Raw genomic sequence first — 20,144 nt, forward strand, 5'->3', positions numbered from 1 at the left:
GGGTAATTAAGGGAATGAATATCCCTCTTTGTCTTATAAATCCATCAAATCCAATCCTATAAACTGGATATAAAGTAAAAGAGGCGACTCTCAGGTCGAATTTATTCAACCTTTTGAGTCAGCCTCTCCTTTTTTATTCCTCAACTAGCATGGTGAATTTTCTTTTGAACATCCAATGGAAATAGATTGCTGTTCCTGCTGCCAGGAATAAAATAAACCCAGCTAAAATCCCTGCATTTTGCCACATGAAACTGAAATCCCCGCTTGAGATGACAGCTTTGAAACCTTGGACTGAATAAGTCATTGGCAAATATGCGTTAAACTTCTGAAGGAATCCTGGAATTAATTCCAATGGGAAAGTTCCTGCGCTTGTCGTAAGCTGCAAAATCAGGATGACGATTGCAACAAAACGCCCCGGATCTCCTAATAACGTCACAAGGAACTGGATTAAAGCAATAAAAGTCAGACTTGTGATAATCGAGAACACCACGAATAAAGGAACGCTTTGTACATCAAGACCCAGCCCCATAAGAAGGATTGCATCGGCTGCAAGTGCCTGTAATATGCCGATTCCGCCAAGGATGCTGAATTTGCTGAAGAACCAGCTTGCACCGCTTGAAGGAACTCCGGCTGGTTCCCTTAATGGGAATACGATCGAAAGCAGCAACGCACCGACAAATAAGCCAAGAGATAAGAAATATGGTGCAAATCCTGTTCCGTAGTTCGGAACTGAGCTGAAGCTTTCATTTGCCAGCTTTACTGGCGCAGCAAGCATATTGTAGGTTTCCTGATTTGGATTCACCTTTGCTTCTTCTGCTCCATCCTTCAGCTTTTCAGCAAGCTCGGATGTCCCAGCCGCTACCTTGGAATTGCCTTCAGACAATTCTCCCGCACCAGATGCCAGTTTGTCTGCTCCGTCCGTCATGGCACCCGCCCCCGCTGCCAGCTGGTCCATTCCGCCGACAAGCTTGGAACTTCCATTTGCCAGCTCAACAGAACCAGCTTTCGCCTCACTCAGCTTGTCACCGAACTGCTGCAGACCTGAATGAAATTCTTCCTGGCCTGCCGCCAGTTTCGCAGCCCCACCTTCTACTTGCCCGCTGCCCGCTGCAAGTTTGGAGATTCCCTGCTGGAGCTCACCCTGGCCAGCAATGACTTTATTCAAGCCAGCTGATAATTCCCCAGATCCTGCAGCCAGTTTACCTGCTGAATCTGAAAGTTGCGCTGTCCCATTCTCAAGACCTGCACTTCCAGCTTCGAGTTTAGCAAGCGCTGCGGCAAGCTCTTTTTGTTTATCAGGGTATGCACTCAATAAAGGCGCCATCGCCTCCATTTGTTTTTGCAGTTCTTGAATACCGGCATGAAGTTGTGCCGCTCCGCCAGCTGCATTATCAGCCCCGCTTTTCCAGGCTGTCAGGTTTTGGCCGAGACTCTCAGAACCCTGTTCAATTTGTTTAGTACCTTCAATCAATGCTGGTATCTTGCTGTTTGCCTGCTCTAAACCAGCTTTTACTTCTGAAGCTCCTGCCTGTAAGTCTTTCTGGCCTGTAAGAAGCTGACCTGAAGCATTTTCAAGCTTCGTTTCCCCTTCCTCCAATTGACCAAGTCCCCCGGCTAGCTTTCCTGCTCCATTTGCCAATTCTTTCGCACCAGAATCAGCTGAGTTCATTCCCTGGTTGAACTCAATCGACTTGCTAGCGAGCACAGATAGATTATCATAAAGCTTCTGGCTGCCATCCTTTAGCTTGACCGCACCATCGTTCAAGTCTGCAGCACCGTCACTCGCTTGACCAAGACCATCGGCCAGTTCGCCGATATTGTCAAACATAGTTTCCGCATAGGTTTCAGAAACCTTTTCGGACACAGAAGCCTTGATTTTTTCTGCTGCTGTTCCGCCAATCTGAGCAGATAGGAAGTTGAAGCTTTCATTAGGCATATAAACAAGTTCGAGTTTCTCAGGATGTTCATCCATCAATGTTGTAGCATTTTCAGAGAAATCTTTTGGGATTTTGATAAGCATATAATATTTTTGCTGCTCAAGTCCTTTTTCCCCTTCTTCTTCTGATACAAATTCAAAACCAAAATCCTGGTTTTCTTTCAGCTTATCCACCAGGTCATTGCCGAGTTCAAGCTTCTTTCCATCAATCGTTGACCCAGCATCACTGTTGGCAACTGCTACAGGAAGATCGGAAAGATGTTCATATGGATCCCAGAATGCCCATAAGAACATTCCACTGTACAAAACCGGAATGAACAAGACGGCAATAATCGGGATCAGCAGCTTCTTATTTCGAAAAATAGCAAGCAATTCTTGGGTGAACAGTTTATTTCTCATCTTAATCCTCCTAGATAAAATAAATGACCGTTTTATTCATTTGGTCAATTATGTGCTGAAAATAAGGACTCCCTCCTAATGAGACAATCCTTTGAAAATATAGAACTCAAACAGCTCTGAAATTTGCGCTTTTTCCAGCGGCTTGTTTTTCTTTTCCCAGTCAAAAATCAATGCAATATAAAGCTTCATCATGATGAAAGAAGTGATTTCCGGGTCGCATTCCTTTATTTCGCCCTTTTCGATTGCCTGGATGACTTTATCCTTAATGAAACCCAGGATGGCAGATTCAAGCTTATCCATGACCTCCACAACAGCAGGGGTCCCAATGTCCCGTGCTTCCTGGGAAAGCTTTATCGTCAGCTGATGCTTTTTACGGAACTCCAGCAGCCGATATAAAGCTCTGTGGACATTTTCGTAAAAAGAATCTGCTGGATTCACAGCTTCATTTGCGACCTCTCCCATTTCTTTGATAAGGCCGTTAATAATTTCATCGAAAAGCTCTTCTTTATTTTTGAAGAAAGTATAGATTGTCCCTTTCCCTACATTCGCCAGCTTTGCGACCTGATCAATTGTCGTTGCCTTATAGCCGTAAAGAGAAAAAGAGTTGTTTGCCGCATCAATGATCTGCTGCCTCCGGTCGATTGCCATGATTACACCTCCATAAAATGACTGAATGAGAAAAACGGTCATTTCGTCACAAGTTAATTTATCACATCTTTTTCACTGTGGCAAGTATGTAAAATAAAAAACCCTTAGAAAAGGGTTTTTTATCGGTTAAGCCGCAAATATCCAAGGATTTTTTCGACCGCAGCTTCCCCCTGGTCGATGCAGTCGGGAAGACCGACTCCTTCAAAAGAGCTTCCTCCTACAAAGACGCCAGGAAGTTCCTTTTCAAGGTCAGTCTTCAGATTTGCCACTCTCTGCTTGTGTCCGACCGTATACTGCGGCATTGCTTCCTTCCAGCGGGAAACGACCGCAAAGTCTGGCTGCGCCTGAATATCCATTGTTTTATTCAAATCTTCCAATGCAATTTTTATGATTTCATCATCCGACAGCTCGACAATTGCCTCGTCACCTGGTCTGCCGACATAAAGACGGAGCAGAACTTTTCCCTCTGGTGTCGTATGGGGCCACTTTTTATGTGTCCATGTGCAGGCTGTGATTGTGTAATCACTGTTCCTGGAGACGACGAAACCTGTGCCATCGATATCTTCTTTTATGACACTTTCCGGAAACGCCATCGCCACCGTTGCCACTGATGTTGAAGGCATGTCGCGGAATGGGTCAAAGATGTGTTCATGATCAGCGAACATATGCAGGGCTGCTTCATGCGGTGCAGCTACAAGAATGCTGTCTGCATCCAGCGTCTCACCGCTGCTCAGCTTCAAACGGTAACCATGCTCCTTTTTGCTCACTTTATCGACCCGGATTCCCTTGATGACTGAACCTGACTCAAGCTTTGATTCGATCGCATCAACAAACGACTGCAGACCAGACGTCACAGTCAGGAACATCCCTTTTTTCTTCACCTGTCCGCTATCAGCAGGCTTCTTTTTCGGGGCCGGTGTTGATTTCTTAGTCCCAAGTATCAGACTCCCGTATTTCTGCTCTGTCTGATAAAATTGCGGGAAAGTGGACAATAAACTCATGTTATCAATATCCCCGGCGTAAATACCCGAGAGCAAAGGTTCTATCAAATTCTCGACCACTTCGTCACCAAGCCTGCGACGGAAAAACTCCCCGAGTGACTGGTCTCCTTCCACTTTGGAAGGAGGCATGAAGAAGTCGCCGGCAGCCCGGAATTTACCCGGCCATGAAAACAAACCTGTTGTAACAAATGGACCGATCTGAGTAGGGATTCCCATCACGGCTCCGCCTGGAATAGGGTGAAGCTTGTCCTTAACGAGCACGTACGATTTGCCTGTACTGTTATTGACTAATTTATCACCTAAGCCGACTTCTCTCGCCAGACGGCCTGCACTTTCTTTTCGTTCAAGAAAGGAATCCGGCCCTCTTTCAATGACGAAGCCATCTTTTACATAGGTCTGCATTTTCCCGCCAACACGGTGGGAGGCTTCCACCAGTTTTACATCCAAAGGAAGCTCGTTTTCCCTGGCATGCTTTTGCAAATAATACGCAGCAGCCAAACCAGTGATGCCTCCCCCTATAATTACCACTCTTTTCGTATCTGTCACGGTAAATCGCCTTCTTTTACTAGATTTGGCTTGAAGATGACAGCTTCTTTAAAATGACATCTGCCATAGCGTCAATGAATTCCGGTTCTGCATTCGGCATTGGCGGTCTGTAATAGCTGGCCCCGATTTCATCCGTCACGACCTTGCATTCATAATCATTGTCATACAGCACTTCAAGATGCTCGGAAACAAATCCGGCTGGTACATACACAAAAGCTTTGTAGCCATGCTCTTCAAACAGCTCTCTTGTCAAATCCTGGACATCTGGTCCAAGCCAGGGTTCCGGGGTATTGCCGGCGCTTTGCCAGCCTACCGCGTAATTCTTTACACCGGCCTGCTTGGCAATCAAGTCTGCTGTTTTCTTCAATTGTGCAGGATATGGATCGCCCATCTGGAGGATTTTCTCCGGAAGGCTGTGGGCAGAAACGATCAAGACTGAGTTTTCCTTCTCATCAGCAGGCATTTCTGCAAACGTTTTTGCCACACGGTCAGACCAGTATTTGATGAATTTCTTTTCATCATACCAGCTTTCTACGGAGACAATCTCAGGTCCGCCCAGCTTGGCTGCTTCTTCTTTTGCCCGGCCATTATAGGACTTCACACTGAAGGTTGAAAAATGCGGAGCTAGCACGATGCTGACCGCCTCTTCAATTCCGTCTTCATGCATTTGCTTTACAGCGTCTTCGATAAAAGGCTCAATATGCTTCAATCCAAGGTACATTTTGAATTCAACTTCATCCTGGATGCTGTTCAAATACTGTTCCAGTTTCTCGCCTTGCTCCACAGTGATTTTCGCAAGCGGAGAAATCCCGCCAATCGCTTCATAACGATTTTGCAGGTCTTCAAGCATTTCCGGTGCCGGCGGACGTCCGTGGCGGATATGTGTATAGTATCGTTCTATATCTTCTTCTTTGTAAGGTGTGCCATATGCCATCACAAGCAAACCCATTTTTTTCTTCGTCATGATTGCACCTCTTTTTCCAGTCTCTAAGCTTTTATTCTGCCAAAAATAGCTCTAATTTACCAAATCCAATGCTCTGATTGAAAATAGAAACTATTTGCCCAGCTTTGAGGCAGAATACTCATGGATAAATGCAGTCAATTTTTTCAGCGTATCAGGGTTAACTGATGGGAAGACACCATGTCCAAGGTTAAAGATGTAGCCAGGCTGTGCCATTCCCTGATCAAGGATCGCTTTCGCCTTTTCTTCAATTACGTTCCATGGCGCAAGCAGAATCGCCGGATCAAGATTTCCCATGACCGTTTTCTGGATGCCAAGCTCACGAGCTTCGCTTATCTGCAAACGCCAGTCAAGACCAACTACATCAAGTGGAAGGTCATGCCATTCCAGGGCAAGGTGGCTTGCACCCACTCCAAACATGATCAATGGCACATTCTCGTTTTTCAGTTCCGAGAAAATCCTGTTCATGACTGGTTTAATAAATGTGCGGTAATCCTGGACATTCAATGCGCCAACCCATGAGTCAAAGATCTGGATCGCTTTAGCTCCGGCTTTGATTTGGGATTTGACATAAGTAATCACCATATCGGCTAGCTTTTCCATCAATGCGTACCATGCTTCCGGTTGTGCATACATAAATGCCTTTGTCTTGTTATAGTTTTTAGAAGGTCCGCCTTCGATCATATAGCTTGCAAGTGTGAACGGTGCACCGGAAAACCCGATCAGCGGAACAGACAGCTGCTCTTGTGTAAGAAGCTTAATTGTATCGAGAACATACGGAATGTCAGACTCTGGATTGATTGTGCCCAATTTCTCCACATCTGACAGCGATGTGATTGGATTCGATATTACTGGCCCGATGCCTGATTTGATTTCGACTTCTACGCCCATAGCTGGTAGCGGAGTCATGATATCTTTATAAAGGATGGCGGCATCAACACCATATTGTTCTACCGGCAGCCTTGTTACATATGCGCAAAGTTCAGGCTGATGAGTGATCTCGAAGAGGGAATATTTTTCTTTGATCTCTCTATATTCAGGCTGGGAACGGCCAGCTTGTCTCATATACCATACAGGGACATGGTCCGTTTTTTCCCCTCTGGCTGCTTTTAAGAAAGTATCATTGATTATCTTGCTCATTAAGTGTGGTCCACCTTTCAATAATGTCTGTATTCCATTGTAATATAAAAGGATTGAAATAAAAAACACCTATTTCCAATGAGAAAACAGACTTCTTCATTTTTATAAAAAAACAAACTAACTACACTATATCGTTTTTACGCCCCCATTTCATAGGAAACGCTTTAAATTGTCGAAAATTAGACGTTTTTTTGTTTTTAGCTTCTTTAAAACAGGGAAAATAGATTAAAGTGGGAAAATCATTATAATAGAAGGAAGAACTTAATTTTAAAAATGAGGTGAAAAGATGAATCTATTCATTACATCAGGAACAGCTGATTTTTTGTTGAAATTAAAAGAAAAACACCAGGGCGAAAACATGGTCCTGATGAACAACAACGAATCATCCATCCTTGTCCATGAGACGGAAGGGAAAACATTATTCAGTTCTCCGAGGAAATATGAGGTGATCGATTCTGCCGGCCCACTCGGACATGAAGGTTTTGCTGTCTTTAATAATATCCCTGTAACCGATGAGGGCAGGCCGCTTTTTGAGGACCGCTTCCTGAACCGGCCAAGGATGATTGAGAACGAACCAGGATTTGTCGCCATCCGTGTACTGCGGCCATTGAGTTCCAATACCTACATCATCATGACCATCTGGGATAAAGAAAGCTCATTTGAAAACTGGCAAAAATCCAAGGCCTATGCCCATGCACATAAGAATCGCGGCACAGAGGCTGGCATTGATGGCGCCAAGCCAAATATTTTCGAGAGTGCATCGTATGTATCAAAGTATTATATTGAAGGCGAATGATTTCCGCCTTTTGGCGCCTCCATTTGTGTGATGGATGGCGCTTTTTTTGTTCCCTGCTCTTATCAGTGCCTTTATCTCAGCTGAATAATAAAGAGGATGCCATCCCATGACACCCTCCCCTCCTTATGGCATCTTGATCAATCCGTTCCGGTTTGCATAAACGGCAGCCTGTGTCCTGTCTGATAAACCTAATTTTCCGAGTATATTGGATACATGTGTTTTTACTGTTTTCACACCAATGAATAGTTCTTCGCTGATCTGCTGGTTTGTCATGCCTTCGCCAATACATTTCAGGACATCCAGCTCACGTTCTGTCAGTTCATCATGAGGCTTGCGTTCTTGCGGCCTCAGTTTTCTCATCATTTTGTTGGCTACCTTTGGTTCAATCACCGTTTCTCCTCTGGCAGCTTTTTCAATTGCCGCAATGACTTCTGCTGCTGTCGCGGTTTTTAGCATATAACTGAATGCCCCTGCCTCAATTGCCGGAAAAACCTGATCATCATCGTAAAAGCTTGTTATGATAATGATTTTGCATTCCGGATAAAAGCTTAATATCTCCCTGGTTGCGTCAATCCCCGTGCCTTTTTCCATTAAAAGATCCATAAGGACGACATCCGGCCTCGAGTCTTTCACCAGTGATACAGCCTTTACACCGCAGTCCGCCTCCCCGACAATTTCGATGGCCGGTTCGGTCTCCAAATAGGAAAGGATGCCTTTTCGGACCATTTCATGATCATCAACCACGACCACTCTGATTTTCCCCATTATTCTTCTCTCCTCATAGCGGGTATCCTGATCTCTATATATGTACCTTCATTTTCTTTTGAACGGATAGTATAGGTACCGCCAATTTGTTCGCAACGCTCCCGCATTGTCTTCAAGCCGTAAGATGCCATCTTTTCTTCATGAATATCGAAGCCTTTTCCATCATCGCCAATATATAGATGAATCGTTTGATTCTCTTCTGCAAGCAAGATTTTCACTTTTGCCGCATCTGCATGTCGCAGGATGTTGGACAGTGCTTCCTGGACGATCCGGAAAATATGCTCTTCTGCAGCCTGGGAAATGTTTTCGATTTCATCAATGCTTGCCTCAAATTCAAGGTTTGTTTTTTGCTTTAATTCCTGAATGAGTTTAACGATTCCTTCGCAAAGACTCTCCCCGCTTAATTGGACTGGTCTCAGATGCAGAAGGAGCGCCCGCATTTCTCCCTGGGCCTTGCCTGCTATCTCGGAAATCTGCTCCAGTTGTTTCCTGGCCTTTCCAGGTTCCTGATCGAACCAACGGAGTGAAGCAGATGACATCATGCTTAGGGCAAACAGCTGCTGGCTGACTACATCATGCAGATCCCTGGCAAGCCTCTGTCTTTCCTCCATGATTGCTGCTGACTTGGCTGTTTTGGACAGTTCAGTTTTTTCCTCTGCCATCTTTTGCAGGGAATGAACCTGTTCCTGAAGATATTCTGACAGCTGATTGAGCTCCTCCGAAATCAGGCCGATTTCATCTTTTTCATCGGTGATGATCCTTTCTGTGAATTTCCCCCTGCGCAAGGTAGCAATAAATAATAAGATATCGCTGAGACGCCCTTTAATTGTATAGCTCCCACGCAGGCTGAAATAGAATCCCGCTGCCGACAGGACGACAAAGCTGTACAGCCAAAACCAAAAGGTCATCGAAGTTGTGAGGCCGCTGTCAGGCACCATGAATAAGAAAATCTGCAGGCCAATGAAGAGAATGAGGGAAGTGATGAATGCCATCATCAAGAAAGTCTGAATAAACCATAAGCGGATACTTGTCATTTCACTCCCCCCTAAACACGGTCGATTCTGACAGAACCGATCTTCAACTCAATGGTGATGTTCAGTTTCCTGATGGCATCATCATAGTCATCTGATTTATATGCAATCACATGTTTGATTTGTTCCTGAGCATAATCGAACAGCTTTACTTCACCTACGCCGATCACGGCATTTACTTTTACCGGGATTCCCTCCGGGATGAGCATTTTCACTTCACCCACCCAGCCTCTTACCCTGATCGGCGTCTCTTTGTCGGGAATGAAGCCTTTGCTGAAATCAATAAAGTATTCACCGACCATATTATAAAGATCCATTGGTTCAACTGCCCAGTTTTGCTCTTTGAATGTTACTTTGCCAATTGAGGCACCCCGAATTTTCTTAGTGGAATTCCCTTCGGTTCCTTGAAAATCCTCAAGCTGTTTAGCTGATGGCAGTTCTGTTTGGTAGATGAGCTTAAACTTCCGTTTCCCGATTAACATGCTTACCCCAAAATAAATCAGGAACAGCGGCCAGAGCTTCCACACGTCCAGGAGTTTGAAGTCAATCACATCAAGACGGTCCATGACCAAAAGCGATGAAAAAACAACAATGAACAATCCCCAGCCGAACTGCTTTTTCAGAAGAGCCACCAGCCCATAAACCAACAGCACGAAAGGATAAGAAACGACAAAAAGCTCTTTTATTTCCAAGGAAATTACACCTAAATTGACGAGCAAAAGAATGATTCCCACGCCTGCCAGCCCAATAGCCATTGCTATTTGATTCACCGATCGAGTACGCAACACTTTCCCCTTCTTTCTTGCTTTCCTACTCTATTATTCTTTTTCATTCGAAAAAATCCCTTTAATTCACTAGTAAACTTGCTTGATATAACTATTTTAAGAAAAGGAAAAGCTTATTTCTCCCCTCCAGAGAAGTTTTTCGCCTCCGTCCCGGGACTGATAATTTTTTTACAGGATCCTTCTCACACCTTTCTGCTTCCATCATATTCTGTAGTACTTAATTAGGAAATTTGCCTATTCAGTGCAGGCAGATAACAGTACGTCATTCAGAAGGGAGCAATATTTTATGATTATAGAATTAACAGCACTTCATTGGATATATGTATTATTCATCTTCCTGATCATCGGGTTCATGGTCATGAAAAGAGATACAACGCTTGTATCGATCCTCGGAATCTTTTTATTGGCCATCGTCGCGACAGGCTCTTTGAGCGGCTCGGTCAGCAGTGTTTTCAATAGTTTCATATATGCCATCACTGAGCTATTGCCTACCATTCTTGTAATTTCCATCATTGTGGCGATGAGCAGGACGCTTACCGTGACGGGGATAAACGATGCGATGATCTCGCCTTTCGCCAGGTTGATTAAAACACCAGCGCTGGCATACTGGACGATTGGGATCGTCATGATGTGCATATCCTGGTTTTTCTGGCCATCTCCAGCAGTAGCCTTGATGGGCGCTGTCCTTTTGCCAGTCGCGGTAAGAGTCGGGCTTCCTGCCCTTGGCGTAGCGGTCGCTATGAATCTCTTTGGACACGGAATTGCCCTTTCCGGGGACTTTGTCATTCAGGCTGCTCCAAAACTGACAGCTGATGCTGCCGGCATACCCGTCAGTTCGGTGGTTCAGGCAAGTATCCCATTGGTCATTGTCATGGGGGTTGTTACGACGGTGACCGCATTTTATCTGTTAAAAAGGGATATGAAAAGCGGCAAATTAGTAAGCAGCGGTTCCGTTGATGTTGAATTAAAACAAACTAGTGATCCAACCTTGCTGACAGATGGTGCGAAGAAGTTCTTCGCTCTCCTGGTACCAGTTTTGTTCGCAGCGGATGTTGCCGCAATGTCCATCCTTGACCTTCAGGGCGGCGATGCGACTGCTCTTGTTGGCGGAACCTCGATTTTTATCCTGCTTCTAATTTCCCTTGCAGCTCACAAGAACAAAGGTCTTGAAAAAACGACCAGCTACCTCATTGAAGGCTTTCAGTTTGGATTCAAGGTTTTTGGGGCTGTCATCCCGATTGCCGCCTTCTTCTATCTCGGCGACTCCGGCTTCATGAAAATCATTGGTGAGTTCCTTCCGGAGACGTCCCAGGGAATCGTCAATGACCTGGGGGTGGCGCTGGCTTCTGTCGTACCCCTTAATGCCGAAGTCGGAGCCGTGACACTTACAGCAGTGGGAGCGATAACCGGTCTGGATGGCTCAGGATTTTCCGGCATATCCCTGGCTGGATCGGTCGCAGCAATTTTCTCGACTGCCATAGGCGCCGGTGCAGCAACCCTGACTGCACTCGGACAGATTGCCGCAATTTGGGTCGGCGGCGGCACCCTCGTACCCTGGGCACTTATTCCGGCAGCCGCTATTTGCGGTGTGGATCCATTCGAGCTGGCAAGGCGCAACCTCCTGCCTGTCACCATCGGACTAATCGTAACCACGATTGTGGCAATGTTCCTGATTTAGCTTGAAAACACTGGCTGCCATTCAATGGCACCATTTATATATGAAGCTCCTTTATCAGGGAGCTTCTTTTGCTGTTATTCTTGAATGTTATTATTCTCTAATCATGTTATAATTATTAAAATTATCAAACTATTATACATAAGGAGATGAACCAATTGCAGGATCAGCTTTTTAGGAAAATAGAAGATCTTTATCCGGAAATGGTGGAAATCCGCCGCTTTATGCACCAACATCCAGAATTGTCTTTCCAGGAAGAGAACACTGCGAGGTATATCGCAGCCTTTTATGAGAAGCTTGGGGTTGAAGTGCGCACCAATGTTGGCGGCAACGGGGTAGTCGCAAAAATATATGGAGCCAAACCGGGCAAAACAGTTGCACTTAGAGCTGATTTTGATGCCCTTCCAATCCAGGATGAAAAGGATGTCCCATACAAATCCCTCGTTCCGGGCGTTATGCATGCATGTGGACATGATGGCCATACAGCGACATTGCTGGTCCTGGCAAAGGTATTGCATGAAGCAAGGGAAAATCTTCACGGAACTTATGTGATGATTCACCAGCACGCTGAGGAGTATGCACCAGGCGGCGCCATTTCGATGATTGAAGACGGCTGCCTCGAAGGTGTTGACGTCATTTTTGGCACCCACCTGTGGGCCAGTGAGACGACAGGTACTGTCCAATATCGCATCGGTCCGATCATGGCAGCAGCAGACCGCTTTGAGATATCAATCCAGGGCAAAGGCGGACACGGTGCCCAGCCACATAAAACAAAGGATGCCATTGTGGCTGGAGCACAGCTGGTTTCCAACTTGCAGCAAATCGTAAGCAGGCGTGTGGATCCCGTCGATTCTGCCGTTGTAACCGTGGGCTCGTTTGTGGCAGATAATGCTTTCAATGTCATCGCCGATAAAGCCAGACTGGTTGGTACAGTGAGGACATTCAATGAAAACACCCGCGATTTTATCGCAGCCGAAATCGAAAAAGTTGTTCAGGGAACATGTCTGGCATCCGACTGTACCTATGAGTATTTGTATGATAAGGGCTATCCAGCTGTAGTGAACCATGCAGCAGAAACCGAGTTCCTGATTGATTGCGCTTCAAAAGTGCCGGAAGTGACCAAAATTGAAGAAAGCGACCTGCAAATGGGTGGTGAAGACTTTGCCTACTACCTCCAGCATGTGAAAGGGACGTTCTTTTTCACTGGAGCAAAACCGGAAAGTGCTGAATCTTACCCCCACCACCATCCAAGGTTCGACATTGATGAAAAAGCAATGCTCATTGCCGCAAAAGCGCTTTGCTCAGCCGCATTGAACTACCAGACGAAGGAACAGCATAACCATCAAGAAACATTAGCGTAAAAAAATCTTACTATATCTGACTGCAGACAAATCACTTGGCTGCAGTCAGATTTTTTATTGGGACAGAAATCGAAGAAAAACATAATTTCGTGTTCACCCAGAGCTGCTTAATGGCCGATAAGGGTCCTGTTAACGGACCAACACCCTTTTGCCTTCCTACAGGCTTCATAGGCGCTTTGGTGTCGGGCTCACGAAATAATTTCAGGGCTGCCCGTTAACCCAGCCTCTCACATCTGTGGCGGTGTCTGCAGGATCCTCATCCGGTAGGCATTCATCGCTGTTTCTCCAAGCTGGTCAAGCAAATTGTAATTAGCATAGGCACCTACCACCGCTCCAATCCCCGGCATCATCTGCAGCATTTTGGCAAAATCAATATAATCTCTGTATTCCTGTTGAAATTGCTGCCAATCCAGTTCCAGCAACTCTGATTTTCGGCTTTCCCAATTTTCAAGCACATCCAATGTCTGCTTCCTTTGGGCATCGCTCGAAAATGCCAGCTGGAATACATAGAGGATGAACAGCCTTTCTTCATATTTCGAAGGGTCAAAACCATATATGGAGGCAGCTTCAAACAAAAATTTCATTTTAATCGATAACAGCAGCGGAAAGTCTGCCATTCCAAGCAATATTCCGCCAGCACCAGTGCCTGCCCCTTCGACAGCTGCCGTCCTTTTATATCCTGATAGTTTCTTGTTCAGCAATTCGTCCTTGCTGGCAAGTGTCAAACCGGTTCCCTGCTGCTTTTTCGTCGTTAAATTCGAGCCAGCAAGTGTTGCTTTGACCATGTTTTTAATACTTTCCGTGAGGATTTGATGGACTTTTTCCGGGATTAGCTGGTTCACTTTTGTCTGAGCTTTTTTTGAGGCACGCGCCAATATTCCAGATCGTTTATTCAGCTTCCGCTTCCAGGCAATTACCTCATCATATGCCCTCAGTTCATACTCATTCAAGTCTCTTCACTCCTTTTCGTACTAATACTTACGTATTTAAATCACATTTGTTGCAAAAAAATCCTCTTCATAAAAGCCTGGGAGCCATTATGAAAAGGATTTATGATCATGATTTAAGTTTGTTGATGCTGTAAAAATAGACAAAAAACAATGCAAAAGCGACGCCTGCAGCCAAAATGATGGCGCCAAATACGAGCTCTCCTTTAATCAGGACCATTCCTGCAAACACGGCCGTCTGAAAAATCAATATGCCCAGCAGCAGGCTCGTAAAGGATTTCCGCCTCGACTTTTCCGATAAAGGATAAAGACTGACCCAAAGTTTATTTTCATGATGGTTCCATAACGGCAAGAGCTGAAACCCTGTCAAATACATGAAAAGCAAGGCGAACAAAATTTGGCCTGGCCCGTATGTGAGGAAGTAAAGCGCAGCTCCTCCAATTGCGGTAAGACGGACGAGCAAGCCAAAATAATCCCCGGCTCTTGCGAATGTCCTTATATAAAGGTGGCTGAATGCAAGGTCCTGTCGGTAAGGAATCCTATTGACCAGCCAGTCAAGCCATTTCCGCCTTCTGGTCCTGTCACGGAGCTTTGGAACATCCGTAAACATATTGGCAACACGGTAAAAGGCATTCATCCTCCGCTCTTCATCCTCAATCAATTGCTCCCATTTCAGTCCCTTGTCCGCAGTCTGTTTTTTATAATACAGATATAGGAAAACGAAAATCAGCGCAGGAACTATTGCAAATAGAATTTGAGCCCCTGAGAAGATGAAATAAATCAGCACCGTGTTGATAAAAAAACGAATGATGCTATCCATCATTTTCACGCTTGATTCAATATAATGCTGGACATGCCAGCGAATCAATAGATTGACCAGTTTTATCAGGATCACAGCAATCAGCAGGATGAAAAACGACTTGAAGTCTGCACCATGCACTTTTACGTGAAGAGGCATTAAAACCGCAAGCACCATAAGCAAAAGATAAGACTGCAGGCTCAGGCTGAAAATGACCGATTTCCTGAAATAATCACCCAGCTTTGTTTCGAGCGGCAAAAGAAAGATTTTATCCGCTTCGGTCAGGAATGTCTGGACAGGGCTATATGTAAGTACAGCTGCGAGAATAAACGCAATGATCCACGCAGCCGGGAAATCGGACTGCAGTGTTTTTATCCAATCTTGATAGTAGAACGCCGCTGTTCCCAATAAAAACAGGACGACAATCATTAAATGACCATTGAAGATATAACGGAGATAGCTCCCGGTTTCCTTCGCAAAAGTCCCGAAGCGCTCCTTCCATAAGTCTTGCGGATTAAACATAGTCTTCTTCCTTTGTCAGCTGGATATACAGGTCATCAAGTGTAGCGCCGGGCATATTGAACTGTTCCCGTAATTCCTCAAGTGTCCCCTGTGCCCGTACCTCTCCATTATGGAGAATCACAAAACGATCGCAATACCGTTCAGCCGTAGCCAGGATGTGTGTCGACATCAAAATGCCCGCACCATTTCGCTTCATCTTGTCCATTAAATCCAGCAAAGATTGAATTCCTAGAGGATCAAGGCCAACAAATGGCTCATCAACGATATAGAGTGATGGCTGTACAAGGAATGCGCACATGATCATCACCTTTTGCTTCATTCCTTTTGAGAAATGGGCAGGGAACCATTTCAGCCTCTTGCTCATCCTGAACTCTTTTAACAAAGCTTCAATGCGCTGTTCATACTCTTGTTCCTTAAGGCCATAGGCCATCGCTGTCAATCGAAGGTGTTCCTCGAGCGTCAATTCATCATACAGGATAGGCGTTTCAGGTACAAAAGTGAATTGCTTTCTGTACTCTTCCTTCCCTTCAATGAATGTCTTCCCATTGATTTTGATATCACCCTTTTGAAGTTCCATCAATCCAATCACATGCTTGATCGTCGTACTTTTTCCAGCGCCGTTTAGGCCAATCAATCCAACAATTTCATTATTATTGACTGTGAAGCTTACATTTTTCAGCACAGGATTCCTCGTGTATCCGCCGGTAACCTGGTTTATTTCCAATAAAGACATGTGCAACGCCCTTCCAGTTCATAGTCGTGTACCGTTATTTTAACAAATGCATCTCATTTAAGAAAAGTTTCAAGTAAGTGGTGAACTTTTTTACATATAAACTGCCAGTCGGGGCATCATAATTTTTGAAGGGGAACGAGCAATAATTCGAAATGAGGTGTCTGTAAAAGACATATTATTCGATTTATAAGCACACTGATTTACCACGTTCAAACAAGGGGATGGTTGCATTGCGCTACGTAAATGTTAACCCAGCCGTTCAGTAACATCACTCCACATTTTGAAATGAGGTGTGTGTCGCAGATCACTTCCCGCTTTATAAGTTGTGAAACCGACTAAAGCAGACAGGGGATGGTCCGATTGAACCAGGTACTGAGAAATAACCCATCATTCTTTTAATTCGAATGAATTGAAAATGAGGTGTTTATCAAAGGTAAACCTGCTAAAGAACGTCAATAAACAGTAATCAGTTCCCCCTTCAGGGACAGGAATCCATACGGATCCTGTCCTTTCTTTCTTTATGTTTATTGGCAAAATATGATAAAATACCAGAAACATGATTAATGGAAAGGGTGGAACATATGAATGATTGTATTTTTTGTAAAATCATCAATGGCGACATTCCCTCAGCAAAGGTATATGAGGATGAAAACGTTTTGGCATTCCTCGATATCAGCCAGGTAACGAAAGGACATACACTTGTCATCCCAAAAGTACATAAAGAAAATGTGTATGAGTTAACGGATGAAGTGGCAGCTAATGTTTTTAAGGCTGTTCCTAAAGTCGCCAATGCGATCAAGGCTGCCTATGAGCCAATCGGGCTGAATGTCCTTCAGAACAATGGCGAAGCAGCCGGCCAATCTGTTTTCCACTTCCATATGCATCTGATTCCTCGCTACGGCAATGGAGACGGTTTCGGGGCTGTCTGGAAAACACACCAGGATCAATATACTGCAGACGACTACCAGAAAATCGCTGCCGAGATCAACAGTAAAATCTAGACTTCCGCACTTGCGGGAGTTTTTTTATTGGTTAGAAACAACTTTTATATTGGACAATTTTCTGACTGCCCACTTTGTGTTTGTCCGATTAAGCTTTCCTATCGAACACTTTTTGCCGTTTTCCCCTCGTGTTTGTCCGATAGAGCTTTCCTATCGGACACTTTTTGCCGCTCTTCCATCGTTTTTGTCCAATTGACCTTCTCTGAAAAGCAATGGAGAACTTGTCCATACAGCTATTTTGCTCTTTTCGTCATATGTAAGGCAAAACGAACTTCTTGAAATTTGTTTAAACTTTTCTGAAAACATTAGAAATTCCCTTCTTTTTCTGTTAGCATGATAATAACTTTAATGCATTAATGAAACACTGCAATTTTATTTTTCCGGAGGGATGATCTTGAAACGTGCGCTGAATTTTAATGCCGGACCTGCCGCCTTGCCTGAGGCTGTGCTGGCGAGGGCCGAAAAAGAAATGATGAATTACCAGGGCAGCGGGATGGGAGTCATGGAACTTAGCCACCGCAGCAAGCAATTCGAAGCACTCAATGACCGGACAAAGTCATTGCTGCGCAACCTCCTCCACATTCCGGATGATTACGAAGTGCTTCTCCTCCAGGGTGGTGCAAGTCTTCAATTCACCATGGTACCGATGAATCTTCTTGAAGAAGGATCGACTGCAGGATATGTCATGACTGGCACATGGTCTGAAAAAGCATTAAAGGAGGCACAAAAAATCGGGAGTGCGGAGGCAATTGCTTCATCAAAATCTTCTAACTATAAATCAATCCCCAGCTTCTCAGAAATCAATTTAAAACCTGGCTCTTCATACCTCCACATCACGACGAATAACACGATCTTCGGTACCCAGTGGCATAACCTGCCTGAAAAAGTTAACGTTCCGCTTGTTGCGGACATGTCCAGTGACATTTTAAGCCGTCCTGTCAATATATCTTCCTATGGGCTCATATACGCTAGTGCGCAGAAAAATCTGGGTCCATCCGGTGTCACAGTAGTGATCATACATAAGGATTTGCTCAAACGTTCAAGGCCGGATTTGCCTGCAATGCTCAATTATCAGGTGCAGGCTGACTCCAAATCGCTATACAACACTCCGCCTACTCTGTCCGTTTATTTTCTGATGCTAGTCCTCGAATGGGCCGAATCCATTGGCGGGGTAAAACAGCTAGAACTGCAAAACAAGCAGAAGGCAGCAATGCTTTATGAAGCAATCGACAGCAGTAATGGATTCTATAAGGGCCATGCTGAAAAAGAGAGCCGCTCTTTAATGAATATCACCTTTACGCTGGAAAACGAAGACTTGACCGACTCCTTCCTGCATGAGGCAGAGGAAGCAGGCTTTATTGGTTTGGCCGGCCATAGATCTGTTGGCGGCTGCAGGGCTTCCATATACAATGCCGTCCCGCTCGGCCATGTCGAAAAACTGGCGAAATTCATGAATGATTTCAGGCTAAGAAATTAACAGAATATTATCCCTTTACTCACCTAAAATATATGTTATAATAGTAGCAAGCTTTTCGCTGCAGGCATTGAGAGCACTGCAGGAGGAGCTATAGTTAGCTAGAATAGCAGAGGAGAGATGAGAATTGAATACGAAAAACCTTGTAGCCTTATCACTATTAGTTGGGATGGGTGCAGTGCTGCACACTGTTGTACCCGGATTTATCCTTGGAATGAAGCCAGATATGATGCTTACCATGATGTTCCTTGGGGTCCTTATGTTTCCTGACAAGAAAAGTGTATTTTTGATCGGAGCTGTAACTGGTTTGATTTCTGGATTGACTACAACGTTCCCTGGCGGACTTATTCCAAATATCATCGACAAGCCTGTAACGGCATTTGTCTTTTTGGCACTCCTGCTGGCGTTGAAAAAATTCAAGTCATCAGTATATATCGCAGCTGGCCTGACGGCAATCGGAACCATTGCTTCCGGGATTGTTTTCCTTGGAGCAGCTTACTTCCTAGTGGGCCTTCCTGGACCATTCATCGCCCTTTTCGCGGGAGTCGTTCTGCCTGCAGCTGCCTTTAACACAGTATTCATGGTCATTCTTTATCCAGTGGCAACCAATATCTTTAAACGAGCAAAACTTGCAGAAATCAATTAAATCATAGAGCCCCTGTCCTAAGCTTGAGGACAGGGGCTTTTTTACATTACTGAAATGAATAAAAGATAATCCCGAGCAATAGAAAAATGGCTCCCCCGCCTGCGAACGTGCCAGCCCTTTTTCGCAGAAGCATCTTCGGAGGATACATGCCTGGTTTCTTCAATGCAAGGAGATTATGGACTGCCCCCAAAAAGAAAGCAATACTGATGAAAAATACGATACTAACAAAAATCCCCGCTCCCCTCCTCTCCATCCTCTGTACATGAACCTAATTTATCTTTATGCCTGTTAAATTGAGCCTATGAAGCATAAAACGTTTATTTGCCCGAGAATAGGAAATTAAATATAGAAGGAATAGAGGAATTTGAATCCTTTTGCAGAACATATACAGAAAAATGACGAGGTGGTCAAATCATGAAAGCAAAATCAGTTTTAATGGGAATGGTTGTTGGAGGAGTGGCAGCTGGAATTGCAACGCTGCTCGCAGCGCCAAAGTCTGGTTATGAGACAAGAAGGACACTTAAGGCGAATAAGGATGAGTATATCGGGTCTCTTAAAGACATCAAGGATTCCGTTGTGGAATTAAAAAATACGGTGGCAACTGCTTCCAAAGAAGGAAAGGCTTCCATCCAAACTTTTGTCACCGATGTAAAAACCGCTCTTTGGGAATGGAAACTTGAAACAGAGGAAAATAAAATGGCCCTTCAGGAAGATATCAAAGAGCTGGAGGAATCCATTTCAGATCTTGAATCTGAATTGGCTGCCAATTCAGAAGAAAAATAAAAGGAGAAATCCTTCCCTCCAACTAAATTTTTTCATCGGGAAGGATTTTCCTATTTTTTGAAGAAAAAATATACTATGCAAATGGCATTTTTATTATGACCTATCAATTTTTACATAATTACACCAGACTACAGTGGGAAAATAACAAATTCTAAAAATTTAGTAAATTTATATCTTTATTAATTTTTGTTTTAT

At 44.5% G+C, this 20,144-nt stretch carries 19 protein-coding genes; 7 read left to right on the forward strand and 12 right to left on the reverse strand.

All coding sequences use genetic code 11. The annotated features are described in order from the left end of the window. Positions 1-133 precede the first annotated feature (133 nt). The 5 genes from M3593_RS20025 to hemE all read right to left on the reverse strand — a co-directional run bounded on the left by M3593_RS20025 (position 134) and on the right by hemE (position 6,631). Positions 134-2,335 carry a YhgE/Pip domain-containing protein gene (locus M3593_RS20025; protein ID WP_251544599.1) on the reverse strand — a complete coding sequence of 734 codons (2,202 nt, stop codon included), beginning with the start codon at positions 2,333-2,335 and terminating at the stop codon, positions 134-136. 75 nt (positions 2,336-2,410) lie between these two features. After that, positions 2,411-2,983, reverse strand: a complete 573-nt coding sequence (locus M3593_RS20030; RefSeq protein ID WP_251544600.1) for a TetR/AcrR family transcriptional regulator — start codon at positions 2,981-2,983, stop codon at positions 2,411-2,413. A gap of 119 nt (positions 2,984-3,102) precedes the next feature. After that, a complete protein-coding gene (hemY, locus tag M3593_RS20035) occupies positions 3,103-4,530 on the reverse strand; it encodes a protoporphyrinogen oxidase (protein WP_251544601.1) in 1,428 nt (475 codons plus the stop codon). A gap of 19 nt (positions 4,531-4,549) precedes the next feature. Next, on the reverse strand, positions 4,550-5,494 hold the full coding sequence (gene hemH, locus M3593_RS20040) for a ferrochelatase (RefSeq protein ID WP_144474454.1): 945 nt from the start codon (positions 5,492-5,494) through the stop codon (positions 4,550-4,552). A 90-nt stretch (positions 5,495-5,584) separates the two neighbouring features. After that, entirely contained in the window at positions 5,585-6,631 is a 1,047-nt protein-coding gene (hemE, locus tag M3593_RS20045) for a uroporphyrinogen decarboxylase (RefSeq protein WP_144474453.1), read from the reverse strand. 286 nt (positions 6,632-6,917) lie between these two features. On the opposite strand from hemE, the gene M3593_RS20050 reads away from it, so the two are divergent. Next, the gene (locus tag M3593_RS20050; protein WP_144474452.1) at positions 6,918-7,427 is read left to right on the forward strand and encodes an antibiotic biosynthesis monooxygenase family protein; all 510 of its coding nucleotides are present in this window, start codon (positions 6,918-6,920) and stop codon (positions 7,425-7,427) included. Positions 7,428-7,550: 123 nt separating this feature from the next. Here M3593_RS20050 and M3593_RS20055 read toward each other — a convergent pair whose 3' ends face one another. Genes M3593_RS20055 through liaF form a run of 3 tightly spaced genes read right to left on the reverse strand, consistent with a single transcriptional unit; the run spans position 7,551 to position 10,008 of the window. Next, entirely contained in the window at positions 7,551-8,192 is a 642-nt protein-coding gene (locus M3593_RS20055) for a response regulator transcription factor (RefSeq protein WP_251544602.1), read from the reverse strand. After that, the gene (locus M3593_RS20060) at positions 8,192-9,226 is read right to left on the reverse strand and encodes a sensor histidine kinase (RefSeq protein ID WP_251544603.1); all 1,035 of its coding nucleotides are present in this window, start codon (positions 9,224-9,226) and stop codon (positions 8,192-8,194) included. Before M3593_RS20060 ends, M3593_RS20055 begins: the two co-directional genes overlap by 1 nt. Positions 9,227-9,237: 11 nt before the next feature. Next, positions 9,238-10,008 carry a cell wall-active antibiotics response protein LiaF gene (liaF, locus tag M3593_RS20065; protein ID WP_144474450.1) on the reverse strand — a complete coding sequence of 257 codons (771 nt, stop codon included), beginning with the start codon at positions 10,006-10,008 and terminating at the stop codon, positions 9,238-9,240. 286 nt (positions 10,009-10,294) lie between these two features. Between liaF and M3593_RS20070 the strand changes: the two genes are divergently transcribed. Together M3593_RS20070 and M3593_RS20075 are read left to right on the forward strand one after the other, a co-directional pair. Beyond that, positions 10,295-11,686: a hypothetical protein gene (locus M3593_RS20070; protein WP_144474449.1), complete on the forward strand. Its 1,392-nt coding sequence runs from the start codon at positions 10,295-10,297 to the stop codon at positions 11,684-11,686. A 146-nt stretch (positions 11,687-11,832) separates the two neighbouring features. Continuing rightward, positions 11,833-13,044, forward strand: a complete 1,212-nt coding sequence (locus tag M3593_RS20075; RefSeq protein WP_186326625.1) for a M20 family metallopeptidase — start codon at positions 11,833-11,835, stop codon at positions 13,042-13,044. Positions 13,045-13,271: 227 nt separating this feature from the next. Here the strand turns inward: M3593_RS20075 and M3593_RS20080 are convergent, their stop codons facing one another. From M3593_RS20080 to M3593_RS20090, 3 genes are all read right to left on the reverse strand, one after another. Next, positions 13,272-13,994, reverse strand: coding sequence for an EcsC family protein (locus M3593_RS20080; RefSeq protein ID WP_251544604.1), 723 nt, complete (start codon positions 13,992-13,994; stop codon positions 13,272-13,274). A gap of 106 nt (positions 13,995-14,100) precedes the next feature. Next, positions 14,101-15,312, reverse strand: a complete 1,212-nt coding sequence (locus M3593_RS20085; RefSeq protein ID WP_251544605.1) for an ABC transporter permease — start codon at positions 15,310-15,312, stop codon at positions 14,101-14,103. Further along, positions 15,305-16,045: an ABC transporter ATP-binding protein gene (locus M3593_RS20090; protein WP_251544606.1), complete on the reverse strand. Its 741-nt coding sequence runs from the start codon at positions 16,043-16,045 to the stop codon at positions 15,305-15,307. The genes M3593_RS20085 and M3593_RS20090 overlap by 8 nt, the downstream gene beginning before the upstream one ends. A gap of 581 nt (positions 16,046-16,626) precedes the next feature. Between M3593_RS20090 and M3593_RS20095 the strand changes: the two genes are divergently transcribed. The 3 genes from M3593_RS20095 to M3593_RS20105 all read left to right on the forward strand — a co-directional run bounded on the left by M3593_RS20095 (position 16,627) and on the right by M3593_RS20105 (position 19,166). Continuing rightward, positions 16,627-17,046: an HIT family protein gene (locus M3593_RS20095; protein ID WP_144474444.1), complete on the forward strand. Its 420-nt coding sequence runs from the start codon at positions 16,627-16,629 to the stop codon at positions 17,044-17,046. Positions 17,047-17,440: 394 nt separating this feature from the next. Next, positions 17,441-18,523 (forward strand): 3-phosphoserine/phosphohydroxythreonine transaminase, encoded by a 1,083-nt coding sequence (gene serC / locus M3593_RS20100; RefSeq protein WP_251544607.1) that lies wholly within the window; start codon positions 17,441-17,443, stop codon positions 18,521-18,523. Between the two features lie 124 nt (positions 18,524-18,647). After that, positions 18,648-19,166: a tryptophan transporter gene (locus tag M3593_RS20105; protein ID WP_251544608.1), complete on the forward strand. Its 519-nt coding sequence runs from the start codon at positions 18,648-18,650 to the stop codon at positions 19,164-19,166. A 46-nt stretch (positions 19,167-19,212) separates the two neighbouring features. On the opposite strand, the gene yhzF is transcribed toward M3593_RS20105, so the two are convergent. Continuing rightward, positions 19,213-19,419, reverse strand: a complete 207-nt coding sequence (gene yhzF / locus M3593_RS24400) for a membrane protein YhzF (protein WP_481825303.1) — start codon at positions 19,417-19,419, stop codon at positions 19,213-19,215. Positions 19,420-19,580: 161 nt separating this feature from the next. Here yhzF and M3593_RS20110 point away from each other — a divergent pair, with 161 nt between their 5' ends. Continuing rightward, entirely contained in the window at positions 19,581-19,949 is a 369-nt protein-coding gene (locus M3593_RS20110; RefSeq protein ID WP_144474440.1) for a YtxH domain-containing protein, read from the forward strand. Positions 19,950-20,144: the final 195 nt, after the last annotated feature.

It is taken from the genome of Mesobacillus sp. MER 48 (assembly GCF_023714225.1).
GTDB lineage: Bacteria > Bacillota > Bacilli > Bacillales > Cytobacillaceae > Mesobacillus > Mesobacillus oceanisediminis_A.

What these genes read in the sequence shown, in the direction of transcription:
- yhzF (WP_481825303.1), bottom strand. Translation starts at nt 19,419, where the DNA reads ATGGAGAGGAGGGGAGCGGGGATTTTTGTTAGTATCGTATTTTTCATC.
- hemH (WP_144474454.1), bottom strand. Translation starts at nt 5,494, where the DNA reads ATGACGAAGAAAAAAATGGGTTTGCTTGTGATGGCATATGGCACACCT.
- M3593_RS20030 (WP_251544600.1), bottom strand. Translation starts at nt 2,983, where the DNA reads ATGGCAATCGACCGGAGGCAGCAGATCATTGATGCGGCAAACAACTCT.
- M3593_RS20070 (WP_144474449.1), top strand. Translation starts at nt 10,295, where the DNA reads ATGATTATAGAATTAACAGCACTTCATTGGATATATGTATTATTCATC.
- M3593_RS20075 (WP_186326625.1), top strand. Translation starts at nt 11,833, where the DNA reads ATGAACCAATTGCAGGATCAGCTTTTTAGGAAAATAGAAGATCTTTAT.
- hemE (WP_144474453.1), bottom strand. Translation starts at nt 6,631, where the DNA reads ATGAGCAAGATAATCAATGATACTTTCTTAAAAGCAGCCAGAGGGGAA.
- M3593_RS20085 (WP_251544605.1), bottom strand. Translation starts at nt 15,312, where the DNA reads ATGTTTAATCCGCAAGACTTATGGAAGGAGCGCTTCGGGACTTTTGCG.
- M3593_RS20050 (WP_144474452.1), top strand. Translation starts at nt 6,918, where the DNA reads ATGAATCTATTCATTACATCAGGAACAGCTGATTTTTTGTTGAAATTA.
- M3593_RS20025 (WP_251544599.1), bottom strand. Translation starts at nt 2,335, where the DNA reads ATGAGAAATAAACTGTTCACCCAAGAATTGCTTGCTATTTTTCGAAAT.
- M3593_RS20055 (WP_251544602.1), bottom strand. Translation starts at nt 8,192, where the DNA reads ATGGGGAAAATCAGAGTGGTCGTGGTTGATGATCATGAAATGGTCCGA.
- M3593_RS20095 (WP_144474444.1), top strand. Translation starts at nt 16,627, where the DNA reads ATGAATGATTGTATTTTTTGTAAAATCATCAATGGCGACATTCCCTCA.
- M3593_RS20060 (WP_251544603.1), bottom strand. Translation starts at nt 9,226, where the DNA reads ATGACAAGTATCCGCTTATGGTTTATTCAGACTTTCTTGATGATGGCA.
- M3593_RS20090 (WP_251544606.1), bottom strand. Translation starts at nt 16,045, where the DNA reads ATGTCTTTATTGGAAATAAACCAGGTTACCGGCGGATACACGAGGAAT.
- M3593_RS20110 (WP_144474440.1), top strand. Translation starts at nt 19,581, where the DNA reads ATGAAAGCAAAATCAGTTTTAATGGGAATGGTTGTTGGAGGAGTGGCA.